Consider the following 15999-nt stretch of genomic DNA (forward strand, 5'->3'; position numbering starts at 1 on the left):
CATGATTATATTGGGTGCCGCTCCGCCGGTCACGCTACCGGGGATGAGACCCTAAAGGCCGGAGGCCAAGCCGATCAAGGCTAAGGGCTCGAGTGCGACCAGCTCGCCGAACGCACCAGGGCCGGTAGAACCTGCGCGAGAATCTCCTCGCCTACATCAACGCGTTCTCCGACAACATCCGCGACATCTTCACCAAGTACAAAATCGAGGACCGCATCGAAGAACTGGAGGAAAGGAATCTCCTCCTGCTTGACCTTCAACGGTTTGCTGAGGTCTATCTCCACCCCGCACGGCAGGACCACGCAAGGCACCTAGACTGGCGTTTGGCCCGGCCACTAGGACGGGCCGGTGGAGTGAGGACGGACATGCGATGACGGTGCTGATAGCGGGCTGCGGAGACCTCGGAACCGAGGTCGGGCTGCGCCTGGCGGCCCGCGGCGAGAGGGTGATCGGCTGGCGCCGGTCCCCCGACCGCATCCCCGCAGGGATCGACGGTGTCGCCGCCGACCTGACGCGGACGCTCCCGCCGGTCCCGCAGGACACCGACGTCGTCGTGATCGCCACCGCCGCCGGGGACCGCAGCGAGGCTGCCTACCGCAGCGCCTACGTGGACGCGACCGGGAACGTGCTGGATGCCCTCGAGCGCGACGGCGTGCGGCCGCGCCGCATCCTCTTCGTGTCCTCCACCGCGGTGTACGGGGATTTCGACGGCGGCTGGGTCGCCGAGGAGTCACCGGCGGAGAGCCCCGCCCCGACCGCCCGCCTCGTCCGCGAGGCCGAGCAGGTGATCCTCCGCCGCTCGGACCGCGGCACGGTCCTTCGACTGTCCGGCATCTACGGGCCGGGCCGTACGCGCCTGATCGACCAGGTGAAGGGCGGCACGGCGGTCCTGCCCGCCGTGCCGCAGTGGACCAACAGGATCCACCGCGACGACGCCGCTGCGGCGATCGTGCACCTGACCACGGAACTCGACGCTCCCGCGCCGATCTACGTCGGCAGCGACGAACAGCCCGTGGACCTCGGCGAGGTGCTGCAGTTCCTCGCCGCAGAACTCGGCCTGCCGGAGCCGCCACCCGGCGAGACATCGTCCACCCGCGGTGGCGCGCGGCGCATGGACAGCAGCCTCCTGCGGTCCACCGGTTTCTCCTTCGCCTACCCGACGTACCGGGAGGGCTACCGGGCCGTCCTCGCGGGGCAGGGCGTCAGGCACCCCTAGCGACGCCGCAGGACAGCGGGCCCTGACTCAGGCGCCCTGCGGCGAGCCGGCGTCCGCGGAGACGCGGGCCCTCGCCGTCAGGCGCCCCAGCCGTACCAGCGACCAGACGAAGATGCTGACCACGAGCAGGTTGCGGAGGGTGAGCAGGACGGCGACGGCGGGATTGAGCTCGTAGCGCAGGGCGTCGTAGAAGACCGGATAGACGAGCGTGGTCAGGCCTGCGGTCACCAGCATCGCGATCGCCGGGTAACGCCACTCGGCCGCGCGGTCGAGCACGAGTCCGGCGGCGATCACGGCAGCGATCCACAGCATGAACTGCGGCGAGCCGACCTTGTTGAAGACCACGAGCGTGCTCACGAGGGCCAGTGACCCGGTGGCGAGCAGCGCGCCGGGCCGGGCGCCGCGGTGCAGCGCGATCGCGAGGAACGCGGCGACCAGGACAACGGTCAGGGCGAGCAACGGCGTCATCAGGTCCCCGACCAGCCCGCTCAGCGCACCCCGCACCTCCATGGTGTTGATGACCTCGTCCTCGAAGAAGTAGGCGCCCGACGTCCCGGTGATCGCCTGCCACACCCCGGGAGTGCTCAGCGGAGCCTCCAGCTGCATGCCGCGCGCGCCCTGGGCGCTGAGGAACCCGGCGAGGTTGCGGATGTCCCCGAAGACGGCGACGACGCCTGTGATACCTGCGGTGAGCGCGACGCCGGCGCCGAGGATGCGGAGCCGCCCCCGACGGAGGACGACGAGCGACGCGAGCACGACGGCGGCAGGCCACACCTTCATCCACGTCGCCGCGCTGAGCACGAGCGATGCCACGAACGGGCGGGCGGCGACGATGAGCAGTGCGACCACCACCAGGGGTGCGGTCAGGCCGTCGATCCTGCCGACCGCCACCGGCCCGAGGAGCGCCGTGGCCGCAAGCCACCAGTAGGCGGCGGTGAACGACGACGGCGTGCGCTGCCGCATCAGCGCCGCGGTGCCGACGGCATTGAGGCCGGCGAAGAGGAGGAACCAGGCGAGCTGGTAGAGATAAGGGCCGAGGACCGTCGCCACGACCATCGGTGCGAGGGCTCCGACGGGGTACACCCAGGCGGTGTCGATGCCCTGCCACACGCCGTCGTCCAGCCCCTGGTACGCCCACTCGCGGTAGAAGCGGATGTCGCTGAGCACTCCGCCGCCGAGGATGAACGGCAGCAGGCGTGCGAGGAACCCCGCATGGAGGAGGGCGAAGAAAAGCCAGACCGAGCGCGCACTGTTGCGGGTCTCCGGATGGGGCAGGCGGATGCGCACGGGAGCTCCTGGTCGGCGGGTGGCGGCAGCGGCAAGTCTCTCATTTCCGGCCGCGCCTCCGCTAATCCCCGGGGCGGACACCCGCGCCCGGCCGAAGACCCAGCTGGTCGGCAAGGCGCTGGACGGTGTAGTCGAAGAGGACGTCAGGACGTGCGAACGTCGTCGGCCCGTACTGCCCGAACACCTCGAAGGACACGGCGCCGAACAGTGCGGACCAGGCCTGCACGGTCCCCGCGATGAGGTCGTCCGGAGCGGCCAGGGCCAGCTCGTCCCGGATGGCCTGGTAGTCGGCAGCGAGCTCCGGGGGCGCCCCAGCAGGTCCGCCCTGGAGGTCGCCTGCACGCCAGGCGTCGTCCAGGATGCGCGCGAGCAGCGTGACGACGCGGGTCCCCTGGGCGTGGTCCTCTCCGCCGGAGCCGCGTAGCCGGGGACGGGACTGCCGTAGAGGAGCGCATAGCGCGACGGTTCGCGGACGGCCCAGCGGCGGACGGCGCCGGCGAGGGCGGCGAAGCGTTCTATGGCGTCACTGCCCGCTGCCCCGACGGCGGCATCGACTTCGTCGCCGAGCTCGGTGTAGGCGTCGACCACCAGGAGCGTGAGCAGCTCATCGCGGTTGGCGACGTAGCGGTAGACCGCCACCGGGCGCACGCTTGGACCGCAGAGCACTGCTTCCATTCTTCCTCCCGAAAGGCACATCATGTGTCCCTACATCGTCACCGGAGCAGGACCCCCGATGCCCCGCACTCGTTCACCTATGTCCCGGATCTTGCGGCCGCCATGATCGCGGCTGCGGACCTGCCGCGTGCACGGAACCGGGTGCTGCATGCCCCGACCCTTCCCGCACTCACCCAGCGCGCGCTCGCCGAGGCGGTCGCGGCCACCGCCGGGGTCGGTACACCCCGGCTGACCGGTATACCGGGCCGGCTGGTGCGTGCACTCGGCCTCGTGGTGCCGTCGATGCGGGAGCTGGGCGAGCTGTCCTACCAGTTCGACCGACCGTTCGTCCTCGACTCCTCGGCGTCCGAGCGGGCGCTGGGCCTGTCGCCCACTCCACTGGATACCGCCGTCGCGGAGACTGTGCAGTGGTGGCGCAGTGAACCGGCCGCCGCCTAGGAGACCTGCCCGGCCGGCCGGGACGGCACGTACCCCAGGGCCTTGTCGACGACGCCGGGCAGCGGCCGCCCCTCCACCCAGAGCAGGAAGTTGCGCTCGAACTGCACCGCGAGGTCGTCCAGCCAGGAATCGGCGTTGCTCGCCATGTGCGGGGTGACGAGCACCGTCGGCAGGGACCACAGCGGATGGGCCGGGGGCAGCGGCTCGACGGCGAAGGTGTCGAGGACGGCGCCCGCCAGCGTCCCGGTGCGCAGGCCGTCCACGAGGGCCGCCTCATCCACGAGCCGGCCGCGGCCCACGTTGATGAGGACGGCGGACGGCTTCATCGCACCGATCACGGCGGCGCTCACGAGGTTCTCGGTGGCAGGAGTCAGCGGCGCCACGAGGACGACCCAGTCGAAGCCGCCGACCACGGAGGCCAGATCGGCGGAAGCGTGCACGGAGCCGAAGTCGTCGTCGTGCTCCTTTGCCGTCCGCCCGGCCCCCTCGACCTGCACCCCCACGGCCTTCAGGAGCCGTGCGGTATGCCTGCCGATGCTGCCCGTCCCCACCACCAGGGCCCGGGAGCCAGCGATGTTGCGGCCCTCGCGCCACACCCACCGGGCGTCCCGCTGCTGGTCGTGCAGCGGACCGAAGCCCTTCGCGGCGTACAGCATGGCGCCGAGGACATACTCCGCCATGGGCTGGTCGAAGATGCCGTGCGCGTTGGTCACCACGACGTCGGACGCCACGAGTCCGGGGAAGAGGAGCTTGTCCACCCCGGCTGCGGCCACGTGCAGCCAGCGCAGGGAACCGGCCGCATGCCAGGCGGCGGGCAGGGCCCCGGAGAAGTAGTCCCAGAGGTAGAGCACGTCGGCGCCGTCCAGGGCCCTGGCAAGGGTCGGCGCCTGCGCCACCCGCACATCCGCGAGCTCCGCGACGCGGTCGAGTCCCCGCACCGGCCGGTCGCCCTCGAGCACCGCCACCACGGGCCGCCTAGTCATCGGCCGGCTCCGATCGGTGCCCCACGGCACCGCTGGTCGGCAGGGCGGCGTCCGGCATGCGTGCGGCCGCCGCGTCCTCCGCCGGGTTCGCGGGGACCGCATCGGGATTCCCGGAGGCGACGCCGGTCTCCGGCCGGTTCTCGATGGACAGATCGCGCAGGTACCGGAGCACCACGATGCCGACTGCGGTCGTCGGCACGGCGAGGAACGCCCCGATGATGCCGAACAGCGTGCCGCCCGCCGTGACGGACGCCAGCACGACTGCCGGGTGGATCTCGAGTGTCCGGCCCACGAGCAGGGGCTGGATGAAGTTGCTCTCGAGCTGCTGCACGAGCACGACCAGCCCGAGCACGATGAGGGCGGTGAGCCAGCCGTAGGCGAGGAAGGCCACGAGGGTCGCGACGAGGCCGGAGACGATGGCACCGACCACCGGGATGAACGCGGAGAAGAACACGAGCACGGCCAGCGGGATGGCGAGCGGGATGTGCAGCAGGACGAGGCCCAGCCCGATGAACACGGCGTCCACCAGCGCGACGGTGGCCTGCGCGAAGATGTAGGAGGACAGCGTCCTCCAGGAGCCGCTCGCGATCATGGAAGCATGCGCGTAGGCCGTGGAGTTGGTCCAGCGGGACGCCCACGGCAGGAAGCGGTCCCCGTCCTTGAGGCAGAAGAACGTGAAGACGAGTGCCAGCAGCACGACGACGGTCCCCGAGGTCAGTTCGCTCAGTCCCGTGGTGATGCCGGTGACGACGTTCCCGACATTCGCCTGCAGCTGTCCCAGGGCGGTGTCGACGATGCCGTCGAGGTTCGCCGCGTCCAGGTTCAGCGGCGGGCGGGCGATGAAGTCGATGAGGTCCGCAACGTTGTCCCGGGCCAAGCCCGAGAGATCGGTGATTCCGCTCGCAATGGACGGAACGGTCAGCGCACCGATCCCGAGAACGGTGCCGATGAACCCGAACAGCGTCACGAGCGCGGCAAGGACCTTCGGGAGGCCTCTGCGGAGGAACCGGTTGACCGGCCAGAGGACCGAGGCCAGCAGCAGCGCGAACAGGGTCGGCAGGATGATCGACCACAGCACTCCGGTGAGATACCAGAGGATCACGAGGCCCGCGAGGACGACGATGCTGCGTCCTGTCCACACGGCACTGACCCGGAGCCCGTCGGAGAAGGCATGGGGCCGGAAGCGACGGGCCACCGAGGAGCCGTGCGATTCCGCCGCGGCGCTCGGCGCGGCGCGCGGCCTCCACCGCCGGGGGCGGACTGCGGCTGGAGACGTGTCAGGAGAGTTCGCGCGTGTCACGTAGCCATCCTGCCCTAGTCCGCGACACCCGGCGCCTGCAGGGACGACGGGGACGGCGCTTGCGCGCCCCGCCTGACGGGACGGACGGCGGAGAGCGCTCCCGCCCTCCGGCGCGCTCCGTCCGACACCGGGACCGCCTGTCGCACAATGGGGACATGAGGCGAGCAGCACTCCCCGACCGGCCCTCCCCCGCACCGGGCACCTTCGGGATCCCGTCCCGGCGATCCCGCACCTGTACCGACACGCGCAGTCCGTCGGGCAGGGGCTCGTAGTGGCGCCGCAGGAACGTGCCGTTGCCACACGGTCGGCGATCATCCGTGCCGCTGCCGGGGTATTCGAGGAGCACGGCTACGGCGGCACCTCCATTGCAGCGGTGGCCGCGCGCGCCGGGGTCACCAAGGGGGCGCTGTACTTCCACTTCGCGGCGAAGGAGGACCTCGCCGTGGCCGTGATCGAGGAGCAGCACGCCATCGCCTCGGCTGAGGGCGCCCGGGTGCATGCCCTGGGCCGGCCCGCCCTGGAGACGATGATCCTGATCGGTCGCGTTTTCGCGGTGCAGCTCGTCGAGCAGTCGGTCATGCGCGCAGGGGTGCGCCTGACCTTCGAGGCGTCGGCCTTCGGGCATGATGTCCATCAGCCGTACCTCGACTGGACCTCCCGGTTCAGTGAGTTCGCGCGCACGGCCATCCGGGACGGCGACCTACGTCCCGACCTCGACGCTGACGCGTTCGCCCGCCTGCTCGTAGGCGCGTATACGGGAGTGCAGATGGTCTCGAACATCCTGACCGGCAGGGAGGACGTCCTCGACCGGCTCGGGGACCTGTGGGAGATGCTGCTGCCGGGGATCGTGGCCAAGGATCTGCAGGACGACGTTCCGCGATACGTGGCCCTCTTCCGCAAGGGCCTTGAATAAACCGGCCGTACGGTTTTTTTCGGTGACCGTCAAGACTAGGCTTGTTCGTGGCAGCGCAGGGGCTCCGTGGGGGAGGTCCCTGCCAGACCCGACGTGGTCCTGCCTGCGGGCTCCCCGCGAGTGCGAATGGCATCCTCGGGGCGCCCGCCTTTACCGCCACAGGCACGAGAGCGTTGGATGAAGCATCCGGTCCATTCACCGAGGGTGCCGCATTAGGGTGGAGGAAAACCTCCGACCCCAGCAAAGGGAACCCATGCGCTACGTGAAACTCGGCTCCACAGGCCTCGACATCTCACCGCTCGCCCTCGGATGCATGAGCTACGGCACCCCCGACCGTGGGAACCACGCATGGACCCTGCCCGAGGAGGAGAGCCGCCCCCTCATCCGGGCCGCCGTCGACGCCGGCATCAACTTCTTCGACACCGCGAACGTCTACTCGGACGGATCGAGCGAGGAGATCGTCGGACGCGCCCTGGCGGAGTTCACGCGGCGCGAGGAGACCGTGATCGCGACGAAGGTCCACGGCCGGATGCACGAGGGGCCGAACGGCGCCGGACTGTCCCGGAAAGTGATCCTGGCGGAGCTGGAAAACAGCCTTCGGCGCCTCGGGACGGACTACGTGGACCTGTACCAGATCCACCGCTTCGACCCTGAGACACCCCTGGAGGAGACCCTCGAAGCGCTGCACGACGCCGTGAAGGCGGGCAAGGTCCGCTACCTCGGTGCGTCGTCGATGTATGCCTGGCAGTTCTCGAAGGCGCTCTACCTGCAGCGCATCAACGGCTGGACCCGCTTCGTCACGATGCAGGACCACTACAACCTCATCAACCGTGAGGAAGAGCGCGAGATGTACGGGCTGTGCGCGGACCAGGGCATCGGCGTGCTGCCGTGGAGCCCGCTCGCCCGCGGAAAGCTCGCCCGGCCGTGGGACGAGACGACGTCGCGCTCCGAGTCGGACGTCTTCGGCAAGACCCTCTACGGCACCCAGGATTCCGACCGGCGCGTCTCGGACGCCGTCGGGGCGGTCGCGGAGGCACGCGGTGTGCCCCGCGCCCAGGTGGCCCTCGCCTGGGTGTCGCGCAATCCCGTGGTGTCCGCGCCGATCGTCGGCGTCGGCAAGCCGCGCCACCTCGAGGACGCCCTGGCCTCGCTGGACCTCGAACTGACGAAGGACGAGGTCCGTGCCCTGGAGGAGCACTACGTCCCCCACGCGCTCGTGGGCTTCTGACCGCCGTCCGGAACCGTATGCGGGCTGGCGCCGGCAAGTGGACTCCGCGGGGACTCCCGCCGACCTCGCCGTGCTGTCGGTGGACCCCTCCGGACTGAACCCGGCCGGCCTGCACATGGTCGGGACGGACCTGATCGTCGTGGGCGGACGCGTGGTCTTCGAGCGGTGAGCGATACCGCTGCAGGCGTTATAGCGCAGTCCGATCCGGGCAGCAACAGCCTGTGCAGCATCGGAACCGTGTTGTAGGTTGTGTTCACCCTGACCCGGAAGGTACACCATGACCATCTCCAGACGGCAGATTCTCGGCGGCGCAGGATTCCTGGCAGCAGCCGCAGCCCTCAATGGCTGTTCCGGGTTCTCGGGCGGAGGAAACACCAACGACGAGGGAGGCGGGGAGAACACCCTCACCTTCACCACCTGGGGTAGCCCTGCCGAGGAGGAAGGCTTCAAGCGGGGCATCGCGGCCTTCGAGGCCGCGAATTCCGGGACCAAGGTGGAACTCAACCTCGTCCCCTATGAACAGATCTTCCAGAACATCGACGCGCAATTGCAGTCGAACACCGCTCCTGACCTCTTCCGGGTGGACTACGGAACCATCGGTGCCTACAGCAGCCAGGACCAGCTCCTGGACCTGAGCAGCTACTTCGATACCGCCGCCGGCGAAGAATTCCTGCCCGCGATGTGGCGGGCGGTCCAGTTCGACGGCAAGCCCTTCGGTGTCCCCCACCAGACCGACACCTCCGCGCTCGTGTTCCGGACGGACCTCTTCGAGCAGGCAGGGATCACGAATGTCCCGGACAGTCTCGAGGCAGCTTGGACGTGGGACGAATTCCGCCAGGTGGCCGAGCAGCTGCGGGGATCCCTCCCCGATGATCTGTACCCGTTCGTGTACAACTGGCAGTTGGGCGGGTCCACCCGCTGGCTGAGTTGGCTGTTCCAGGCGGGCGGACGTCTCTTCGACGAGGACCTCACGGGTTCCGCCATCGAATCCGATGCCGGGGCCAAGGCCCTCGCCTTCACCCAGGATTTCTTCACGGACGGCCTCGTGCCACCGAGCAGCTCGGTGAAGTCCTCGACGTACGCCGACGGTGCATTCTCCGCCGGGAGCACCGCCATGGCGTTCGTAGGGAATTTCGTGCTGCCGAGCCTCGACGAAGCCATCACCGACTTCGAGTGGAGCGCCACCTACCTGCCGCGGGACGTGCGGGGCGCGTGCGACCTCGGCGGAAACGCCCTCGTGGCCACGAAGAACGCCCGCAACCCGGAGCTGGCGGCGGAATTCCTGAAATTCATGACGCAGCCGGACCAGATGTCCGACTTCTGTGCCCGCGCCATGGAGCTGCCGACGCTCACCAGCCTCGTCGATACCGATCTGGACTACCAGACGCGCCCGGACATCGCCGGGATCTTCGTGGAACAGGCCACCACCCTCGAGCCCACCGACGTCGAGCAGCTGACCTCGCCCGCCATGGCGACGATCAACCCCAAGCTCCGTGACCAGCTCGAGGCCGCCTTCACCCAGGGTCAGCCGGTGGAGCAGACCCTGGCGAACATCGCCGCGGCCGTCGACGAGGCCGCCGGCTGATGTCCTCCGACACCTCGGCGCACGAGGAGTCGCCCGATACCACCGACCCGCCGCCCTCCCCTGCCATCACCTACGCCATGGGGTCGCCAAGGGCTGCCCGCCGACAACGCTCGACGACGGCGTCATACGTCTTTCTCGGGCCCAACCTGATCTTCCTCGGCATCTTCCTGTTCCTGCCGTTGGGCTGGGCATTCCTCATCAGCTTCCAGGAGTCGAACGGCTTCGGCGCGAGTGGCTGGGTGGGCCTCGAGAACTACCAGCGCCTCGTCACGGACCCCACGTTCTGGCAGTCCGCCCTCAACACGGCGGTGTTCACGCTCGTCACGGTGCCGCTGAGCCTGGCCCTCGGTCTCGGCCTCGCGGTGCTGATGAACTCCGTCCTCCCGGGGCGGAAGCTCTTCCGCACCCTCGTCTACCTGCCCATGGTCATCTCGGGCGTCGCCACGGCACTGATGGGTGTACTGCTGTTCGACGAGGCGACCGGCATCATCAACAAACTCCTGCGCGAGGGCGGCGTCGGCGGGATCCCCTGGCAGTCGCAGGGCTGGGCTGCGTTCGTCTCCATCATCCTGGTGACTCTCTGGATCAGGGTGGGGTTCAACATGGTGATCTACCTCGCTGGGCTGCAGGGCATCTCCCCCGAGCTCTACGAGGCGGCGCGCCTCGAGGGCGCGAGCAGCTGGCAGCAGTTCCGCTACCTCACGGTGCCGCTCGTCGGTCCATCGACGTTCTTCCTGCTGATCATGGACGTCATCTACTCGTTCCAGGTGTTCGACACCATCTTCGTGATGACGGGTGGCGGGCCCGGACGTTCGACCTCGGTGCTCGTCACCTACGCCTACGAGAACGGCTTCGTCACCCGCGACCAGAGCTATGCGGCGGCGATCGGCATCGTCATCTTCCTGCTCACCCTTCTCTTCACGGCACTCCAGTGGCGCGGTAACCGCTCGCGCGACAACGTCGGATAGAGCCCTCCCTGCGCATCAGGACAGGAGTCCCCATGGCACACCCCCTACCCCTCCGGGACGGTCCCGCCCCCAGGGCCAGGCGCGTCCCCCCGGCCCGACGCGCCGCCGCCGCCGCGCGGCTGGTGACGGCGGCCGTCGTCGGGCTCATCATGATGTTCCCCCTGTACTGGATGGTGACGCTCGCGTTCTCGCCCAACGCGGACGTCTTCAGCCGCGAGCTGCGCATCTGGCCGTCGGCCTGGACACTGGACAACTTCCGCACGGTCTTCGGCAGCTTCCCCACCGCTACGTGGTTCGGCAACTCCGTGGTGATCACCGCGATCGTCACGGTCCTCACCGTCTCGGTGAACCTGTTGGCGGGGTATGCCTTCGCCAAGCTCGACTTCCGCGGCAAGGGCGCCATCTTCCTCCTGGTCCTGAGCACCATGATGATCCCCGTGCAGGTGCTGATGGTGGCGCAGTTCCGTCTCGTCACGCTGCTCGGCATCTACGGCACGTTCTGGGCCGTGATCCTGCCCTCGGCGGCATCCGCCTTCGGGATCTTCCTCGCCCGCCAGTTCATCATCGCGATCCCCGACGAACTGGTCGAAGCCGCGAAGGTGGACGGCGCCGGCGCCCTCCGGATCTTCTTCCAGATCATCCTGCCGCTGTGCAAGCCGCTGATCGCCGTCCTCGTCCTGCTCACCGTCATGTACCAGTGGAACGACTTCGCATGGCCCCTGATCGCACTGAAGGACAGTCAGCTCTTCACGCTACCGATCGGCCTGCTCTACCTCCGCGGTCAGTACGGGGCGGATTACGGTGCCATCATGGCGCTGGCGCTCATCTCCATCACGCCGATCATCATCATGTTCCTCGCATTCCAGAAATACTTCGTCCAGGGACTCGCGCGGAGCGGCATCCGCTGAAGCGCACCGCTGGAGGAGTCGGTGGCCCGGCCCCGGTCCGCGCCTTCGCTAGGCTGGGAGGGACGTTCCCCAGCCGAGGAGATCCATGCGCCGCCTGCCCAGTACCCATGCCCTGGCTGCCGGACTGTGCGCGGCGGTCCTCGCGTTGGCCGGCTGCACCGGCGGCCCGGCGCTCGGTCTCCTCGAGAAGGAACAGACCGAGCAGGACGTCCTGACCATCCAGACGGACCTCGACGGCATCGACCTCGCAAGCACCCGCTTCCTGGCTGAACGCGACGGCGTCGAGTACTTCGCCGTCAGGCCGGTGGAGGGGAACGGGACCGGGGACACGGTCTGCCTGCTGGTCGAGGAGGGTCTCGGCGTCGGCCTCGAGTGCGCCCCGCTCGAACGCGGAACGGCCGGTGCCACGATCCGCGATAGCAGGGTCACGGCCGTGCTGCTCCCGGACGACATGGACCGCGACGCGCTGACCGATGAGGGCTTCGAACTGCTGCACCCGAACCTGGCGGTCCGCCCGGCCGTGGGCTAGGCCCTTCGAACGCACCCGCGCGGTCGTCGACGCCCTCTCCGCACGGGTCCGGCGGTCCGCCCTGGAAGTGGTGGACACCGCGGTCCCGGCCGCGCCTAGCATGGAAGGAACAGGCGGATGCGGATCGAGGAGGAGCCATGGCAGTTGCAGGGGACGACGGCGGCGAGATGATCGTCGGTGACGTGACGCATACGGGCGGCCGCGCGGTGGCGGTCGGGCTCTCCTCCTCGGCGGACGGCCAGGGCCGGCCACTGATCAGCATCGGGTGGGTGGAGCAGGGCGAGCGCCTCGAAGTCAGCGTGGAGGAGGCCGTGGCGCTGAGGGACGAGCTGACGCGCATCATCGACGACGCGGACGGCCGGGAGGCCTGAACGCGGTCTGCTAAGCCTGGATCTGGGTCTGCCCCACGGTGATCCTATGGTTCTGCTCGCACTGGAAGACGGCGAGGGTTCCAGCAGGGACCGGCCCCTCGGCGGGCCATTGGTCCTCGCCCAGTTCGATCAGGGCAGAACCACAACTCGGGCATCGTGCTTCCATCGCGTGCGTCCTTTCAGATCCCCGGGTCCGTCGACGGACCCGGCCACTGGACCAGTACACACCGCCCGCTGCGCGAACGCCACCGGAGCGGAGCGGCTCCGTGCTCTGGACGGCGTGCACGCCGGGGGGCTAGGCCGACCGGCGGAGCGCGCGCCGGGCCGCGGCGACGGCCAGGCCGGCCCCCGCAGCGGACACGACGACGGTCCCCCAGGGGAACGGGGGCTTGCGGGCGATGTACCGCGTGGAGAGGTCCTCCCCGGAGCGCATGACCGGCAGAAGTTCGACGGCGTGCGATGCCCGGGCCAGCCCCGAGCTGACCCGGTGGAGCGCGGGGACGAGCCGGTCGGGAGCGCCGAGGAGTGCGGTGTCCACGATGTCGCGTCCCCGGTCCAGGACCGACAGCGGCAGGGCGGCGACGACATTTCCGGGCGGGCGGCGCGCCACGACGGGGTGGGCGCGGGTCGGGGCGACCCGCCGAACCAGCTCCCAGAGTACGCCCAGCACCTGAAGTTCCCGGCGCGAGACCCTGGACTGGAGCCGGGGGAACAGGGCGTCTTCCTCGTCGCGCACGTCGTCGTCGAGTACCTCCGTGAGCCGCCCGAGGACGTCAGCCCGTTCCGGGGAGCCGTCCTCGAGCCCTTCGAGCTTTCTCACCAGTTCGTTCACTTCCTGGTGCTCGCGCTCGACCTCCAGGGTGAGTTCACCGCCGTCGGGCAGCACCCTGCGCAGGACGGGCCACAGGACGGATTCCTCCGCGAAGGCGTGCGGGAACACGAGGCGGTAGATATCGAGCAGCACGCGGGCCTGGTCCTCGCCGCTTGTACCGCGCAGCCTCTCGAGCAGAGAGTTGAGCTTCACATGGTCCCGCTTCTGCCGCACGAGGACGCTGAGCGGTCCGCCGAGCTGGTCGGTGGTCTGGTCTGCAACCGAGGTGTACACGGGTTCTCCTGGGACGGGGTGCGGTGGGGCGGCAGGCTTCCCCTCCATCTGTACGCCCGTGCAGTTACCGGATACAGACGCGCCCTCCCCTGTCACTGCCCGGCGCCGGTGCCTATAATCGGGCGAGCCTCGCGGAAGGACGCAGACGACATGGACCTGATGGAACAGGCGGCCGCCCTCTACGCCCTGCCGCTCGATCGCTTCACGGAGGAGCGGAACGCGGCCGCGAAGAAGGCGACGCAGGAGGGCGACAGGGAACTCGCTGCCACGCTGCGCAAGCTGCCCAAGCCCGCGTCCGCCGCATGGCTCGTCAACGTGCTCGTCGACCGCCGCCGTGAGGAGGTCGAACAGGTGCTCGAACTCGGCGCCTCCCTCAAGGAGGCGCAGGAAAGCCTCGACCGCGCACAACTGCACGCGCTGGGCCAGCAGCGCCAGCGCCTCCTGGCCGCCGTCGCCCGCCAGTCCCTCGACGCCGCCGCGGACCTGGGGCACGACGTCGGGCCCGCCGCCCTGCCCGGCGTGGAGCAGACCCTGCGCGCCGCCCTCGCCGACCCGGCCGCAGCGGCAGCAGTGCTCACCGGTAGGCTCGTCCGAACGCTCGAGGCCACCGGCTGGGATCCCGTGGACCTCGAGGGCGCCGTCGCCGGCCCCTTCGCTCCCCCTCCCGACGGCGGAGGGACCGCAGGAGCGGACGATGACGACGACGCACAGGACACCCGCCCGGGGCGACGCACGGTGTCCGCCGCCCGGCGCAGGGACGCCGAAACGCGGCTCTCCGCGGCGCGGGACGCACGCGCCGCGGCCGAGGAGGCGGCCGCGGACCTGCTACGGAAGTCGCAGCGCCTCACCGTCCGGCGGGACGGGCTGACCGCTTCCATAGAGGACCTCGAGGAGCGCCTGGAAGCGCTCCGGCGGGAGCTCGCCGACCTCGACGCCGAGGCTGCAGCCCTCGACCGGAAAGTGTCCGATGCAACCCGCTCGGTCGCTGAGGCGAAGGACGAGGAGGACTCCGCGGAATCCGACGCTGCAAGCCTCGACGACTGAGGAATTCCGACTCCGCGACCGCGCCCGCGGCGTAGTCCATGAGGGACATCAGCCGTATCCGCCTGGCCGAGGGCCTGCAGATGCGCGACCGCATCGGCATGGCGAAGGGCATCCTCATGGCGCAACTCGGCGTCGACGACCACAGTGCCTTCCGCGAGCTGGTGACGCGTGCCGAACGGGCCAGGCGTTCGGTTGCGGACGTCGCGTTGGAGCTGACCGGAGGGTCGACGACGACGGCTTCCTGAGGCCGGTCCATCCGTCCCTGCGCCGCTGTCCCGTTTCGTCCGGCGTCGCGTGCTCCCCGCCGCACGGTCCCTCGGCTGGGCGCTCCCGGCGCCGCTGTCCGGGCTTCGCCCGGCTTCACCATCGCCCGGCGGGTGCTGGAAGCACGGCGGTCCCGGCACCCGCCGTCGTCAGCGCAGACCTGCGGCGGGGCCGACGAGCGAGACGATGTTCCCGAGGAGCGCCGCGTTGAAGTCGACGCCGAGCTGGTTCGGGATGGTCACCAAAAGCGTGTCGGCGGCCTGCACGGCGGCATCGGCCGCGAGCTGCTCCGCGATGACGTCCGGAGGTCCGATGTAGCTGCGGCCGAACCGGGACCGGGCGCCGTCCAGGATCCCGACCTGGTCGGTCGACTCGCGCTGTGCCCGGAGGCCGAAATAGTACTCGTCGGTCTCGCTCACGATGGGCAGGATGCTGCGGCTCACCGAGACCCTCGGCGACCAGGCGTGTCCGGCCCCGGCCCACGCCTTGCGGAACATCTCGATCTGCTCGGCCTGGAGCTCGTCGAACGGTACTCCCGTGTCCTCCGTCAGCAGCGTGGAGCTCATCAGATTCATGCCCTGCTCCCCCGCCCACTGCGCGGTGGCCCTCGTGCCGGAGCCCCACCAGATGCGCTCGGGCAGTCCCTGCGAGAGGGGGTCGATCGCCAGTTTCCCGGTGCTGCCGGTCATGCGCGGGTTGGCGTCGGCGATGCCCGAGCCTGCGATCGCCCGTCGGAACAGCGCGGTCTTGTCGCGCGCCAGATCGGCGTCGGTGGAGCCCTCCTCCGGGAGGTAACCGAACGTGCGCGAACCGTCGAGCGCGGTTTCCGGTGATCCCCGGCTGATCCCGAGCTGCAGGCGCCCATTGCTGATGAGGTCGGTGACAGCGGCTTCCTCCGCCATGTAGAGCGGATTCTCGTAGCGCATGTCGATCACGCCGGTACCGAGCTCGATGGTCTTCGTCCGTGCGGCCATCGCGGCCAGCAGCGGGAAGGGCGCCGAGTACTGCGGCGCGAAGTGGTGGACGCGCATGTACGCGCCGTCGACACCGAGTTCTTCCGCGGCGACCGCGAGCTCGACGGCCTGCACCAGGGACTCGCGTGCATCAGGCACCAGCGAACCACGGACGTCCTGGTAGTGGCCGAATGACAGGAAACCGATCTTCTTCATGCCGGGTGAAGCGCTG

The 15999-nt window shown here is 69.6% G+C and carries 19 protein-coding genes and 1 pseudogene; 12 read left to right on the forward strand and 8 right to left on the reverse strand.

The window, feature by feature from the left end; all coding sequences use genetic code 11:
- Nucleotides 1–80 precede the first annotated feature (80 nt).
- Nucleotides 81–302 (reverse strand): hypothetical protein, encoded by a 222-nt coding sequence (locus ACX80H_RS11825; RefSeq protein ID WP_459313553.1) that lies wholly within the window; start codon nt 300–302, stop codon nt 81–83.
- Between the two features lie 68 nt (nt 303–370).
- On the opposite strand from ACX80H_RS11825, the gene ACX80H_RS11830 reads away from it, so the two are divergent.
- Complete coding sequence (locus ACX80H_RS11830) at nt 371–1216, forward strand: SDR family oxidoreductase (RefSeq protein ID WP_459313554.1); 846 nt, start codon at nt 371–373, stop codon at nt 1214–1216.
- 27 nt (nt 1217–1243) lie between these two features.
- Here ACX80H_RS11830 and ACX80H_RS11835 read toward each other — a convergent pair whose 3' ends face one another.
- Together ACX80H_RS11835 and ACX80H_RS11840 are read right to left on the reverse strand one after the other, a co-directional pair.
- A complete protein-coding gene (locus ACX80H_RS11835) occupies nt 1244–2503 on the reverse strand; it encodes a glycosyltransferase 87 family protein (protein WP_459313555.1) in 1260 nt (419 codons plus the stop codon).
- A 61-nt stretch (nt 2504–2564) separates the two neighbouring features.
- Nucleotides 2565–3202: pseudogene (locus tag ACX80H_RS11840) on the reverse strand (TetR/AcrR family transcriptional regulator).
- Between ACX80H_RS11840 and ACX80H_RS11845 the strand changes: the two are divergent.
- Entirely contained in the window at nt 3203–3616 is a 414-nt protein-coding gene (locus tag ACX80H_RS11845; protein ID WP_459313556.1) for a Rossmann-fold NAD(P)-binding domain-containing protein, read from the forward strand.
- Here ACX80H_RS11845 and ACX80H_RS11850 read toward each other — a convergent pair.
- Both ACX80H_RS11850 and ACX80H_RS11855 read right to left on the reverse strand, forming a co-directional pair.
- Complete coding sequence (locus tag ACX80H_RS11850; RefSeq protein ID WP_459313557.1) at nt 3613–4599, reverse strand: D-2-hydroxyacid dehydrogenase; 987 nt, start codon at nt 4597–4599, stop codon at nt 3613–3615. The two genes, ACX80H_RS11845 and ACX80H_RS11850, sit on opposite strands and share 4 nt — an antisense overlap.
- Entirely contained in the window at nt 4592–5899 is a 1308-nt protein-coding gene (locus tag ACX80H_RS11855) for an AI-2E family transporter (protein ID WP_459313558.1), read from the reverse strand. Before ACX80H_RS11855 ends, ACX80H_RS11850 begins: the two co-directional genes overlap by 8 nt.
- Nucleotides 5900–6170: 271 nt before the next feature.
- Here ACX80H_RS11855 and ACX80H_RS11860 point away from each other — a divergent pair, with 271 nt between their 5' ends.
- The 8 genes from ACX80H_RS11860 to ACX80H_RS11895 all read left to right on the forward strand — a co-directional run bounded on the left by ACX80H_RS11860 (nt 6171) and on the right by ACX80H_RS11895 (nt 12401).
- A complete protein-coding gene (locus ACX80H_RS11860; RefSeq protein ID WP_459313559.1) occupies nt 6171–6812 on the forward strand; it encodes a ScbR family autoregulator-binding transcription factor in 642 nt (213 codons plus the stop codon).
- A 253-nt stretch (nt 6813–7065) separates the two neighbouring features.
- Complete coding sequence (locus ACX80H_RS11865) at nt 7066–8040, forward strand: aldo/keto reductase (RefSeq protein WP_459313560.1); 975 nt, start codon at nt 7066–7068, stop codon at nt 8038–8040.
- A 37-nt stretch (nt 8041–8077) separates the two neighbouring features.
- Nucleotides 8078–8209 (forward strand): hypothetical protein, encoded by a 132-nt coding sequence (locus ACX80H_RS11870; RefSeq protein WP_459313561.1) that lies wholly within the window; start codon nt 8078–8080, stop codon nt 8207–8209.
- 108 nt (nt 8210–8317) lie between these two features.
- Nucleotides 8318–9625: an ABC transporter substrate-binding protein gene (locus ACX80H_RS11875; RefSeq protein ID WP_459313562.1), complete on the forward strand. Its 1308-nt coding sequence runs from the start codon at nt 8318–8320 to the stop codon at nt 9623–9625.
- Entirely contained in the window at nt 9625–10593 is a 969-nt protein-coding gene (locus ACX80H_RS11880) for a carbohydrate ABC transporter permease (RefSeq protein ID WP_459313563.1), read from the forward strand. The genes ACX80H_RS11875 and ACX80H_RS11880 overlap by 1 nt, the downstream gene beginning before the upstream one ends.
- 32 nt (nt 10594–10625) lie before the next feature.
- Nucleotides 10626–11501: a carbohydrate ABC transporter permease gene (locus ACX80H_RS11885; protein ID WP_459313564.1), complete on the forward strand. Its 876-nt coding sequence runs from the start codon at nt 10626–10628 to the stop codon at nt 11499–11501.
- An 85-nt stretch (nt 11502–11586) separates the two neighbouring features.
- The gene (locus ACX80H_RS11890; RefSeq protein WP_459313565.1) at nt 11587–12030 is read left to right on the forward strand and encodes a hypothetical protein; all 444 of its coding nucleotides are present in this window, start codon (nt 11587–11589) and stop codon (nt 12028–12030) included.
- Between the two features lie 137 nt (nt 12031–12167).
- Entirely contained in the window at nt 12168–12401 is a 234-nt protein-coding gene (locus ACX80H_RS11895) for a hypothetical protein (protein WP_459313566.1), read from the forward strand.
- A 10-nt stretch (nt 12402–12411) separates the two neighbouring features.
- Here ACX80H_RS11895 and ACX80H_RS11900 read toward each other — a convergent pair whose 3' ends face one another.
- Together ACX80H_RS11900 and ACX80H_RS11905 are read right to left on the reverse strand one after the other, a co-directional pair.
- Nucleotides 12412–12567 (reverse strand): hypothetical protein, encoded by a 156-nt coding sequence (locus tag ACX80H_RS11900; protein WP_459313567.1) that lies wholly within the window; start codon nt 12565–12567, stop codon nt 12412–12414.
- Nucleotides 12568–12696: 129 nt separating this feature from the next.
- Nucleotides 12697–13506: a hemerythrin domain-containing protein gene (locus tag ACX80H_RS11905; RefSeq protein WP_459313568.1), complete on the reverse strand. Its 810-nt coding sequence runs from the start codon at nt 13504–13506 to the stop codon at nt 12697–12699.
- A gap of 150 nt (nt 13507–13656) precedes the next feature.
- Here ACX80H_RS11905 and ACX80H_RS11910 point away from each other — a divergent pair, with 150 nt between their 5' ends.
- Together ACX80H_RS11910 and ACX80H_RS11915 are read left to right on the forward strand one after the other, a co-directional pair.
- A complete protein-coding gene (locus ACX80H_RS11910) occupies nt 13657–14550 on the forward strand; it encodes a transposase (RefSeq protein WP_459313569.1) in 894 nt (297 codons plus the stop codon).
- A gap of 38 nt (nt 14551–14588) precedes the next feature.
- Nucleotides 14589–14795: an ANTAR domain-containing protein gene (locus ACX80H_RS11915; RefSeq protein ID WP_459313570.1), complete on the forward strand. Its 207-nt coding sequence runs from the start codon at nt 14589–14591 to the stop codon at nt 14793–14795.
- Nucleotides 14796–14963: 168 nt separating this feature from the next.
- Here ACX80H_RS11915 and ACX80H_RS11920 read toward each other — a convergent pair whose 3' ends face one another.
- Nucleotides 14964–15983, reverse strand: a complete 1020-nt coding sequence (locus ACX80H_RS11920; protein WP_459313571.1) for an LLM class flavin-dependent oxidoreductase — start codon at nt 15981–15983, stop codon at nt 14964–14966.
- Between the last annotated feature and the right edge of the window lie 16 nt (nt 15984–15999).

It is taken from the genome of Arthrobacter pasteuri (assembly GCF_054510955.1).

Coding starts and splice junctions, on each gene's coding strand:
- ACX80H_RS11920 (WP_459313571.1), bottom strand. CDS start 15,983: ATGAAGAAGATCGGTTTCCTGTCATTCGGCCACTACCAGGACGTCCGT.
- ACX80H_RS11910 (WP_459313569.1), top strand. CDS start 13,657: ATGGACCTGATGGAACAGGCGGCCGCCCTCTACGCCCTGCCGCTCGAT.
- ACX80H_RS11900 (WP_459313567.1), bottom strand. CDS start 12,567: ATGGAAGCACGATGCCCGAGTTGTGGTTCTGCCCTGATCGAACTGGGC.
- ACX80H_RS11865 (WP_459313560.1), top strand. CDS start 7,066: ATGCGCTACGTGAAACTCGGCTCCACAGGCCTCGACATCTCACCGCTC.
- ACX80H_RS11890 (WP_459313565.1), top strand. CDS start 11,587: ATGCGCCGCCTGCCCAGTACCCATGCCCTGGCTGCCGGACTGTGCGCG.
- ACX80H_RS11875 (WP_459313562.1), top strand. CDS start 8,318: ATGACCATCTCCAGACGGCAGATTCTCGGCGGCGCAGGATTCCTGGCA.
- ACX80H_RS11880 (WP_459313563.1), top strand. CDS start 9,625: ATGTCCTCCGACACCTCGGCGCACGAGGAGTCGCCCGATACCACCGAC.
- ACX80H_RS11830 (WP_459313554.1), top strand. CDS start 371: ATGACGGTGCTGATAGCGGGCTGCGGAGACCTCGGAACCGAGGTCGGG.
- ACX80H_RS11850 (WP_459313557.1), bottom strand. CDS start 4,599: ATGACTAGGCGGCCCGTGGTGGCGGTGCTCGAGGGCGACCGGCCGGTG.
- ACX80H_RS11915 (WP_459313570.1), top strand. CDS start 14,589: ATGAGGGACATCAGCCGTATCCGCCTGGCCGAGGGCCTGCAGATGCGC.
- ACX80H_RS11895 (WP_459313566.1), top strand. CDS start 12,168: ATGGCAGTTGCAGGGGACGACGGCGGCGAGATGATCGTCGGTGACGTG.
- ACX80H_RS11885 (WP_459313564.1), top strand. CDS start 10,626: ATGGCACACCCCCTACCCCTCCGGGACGGTCCCGCCCCCAGGGCCAGG.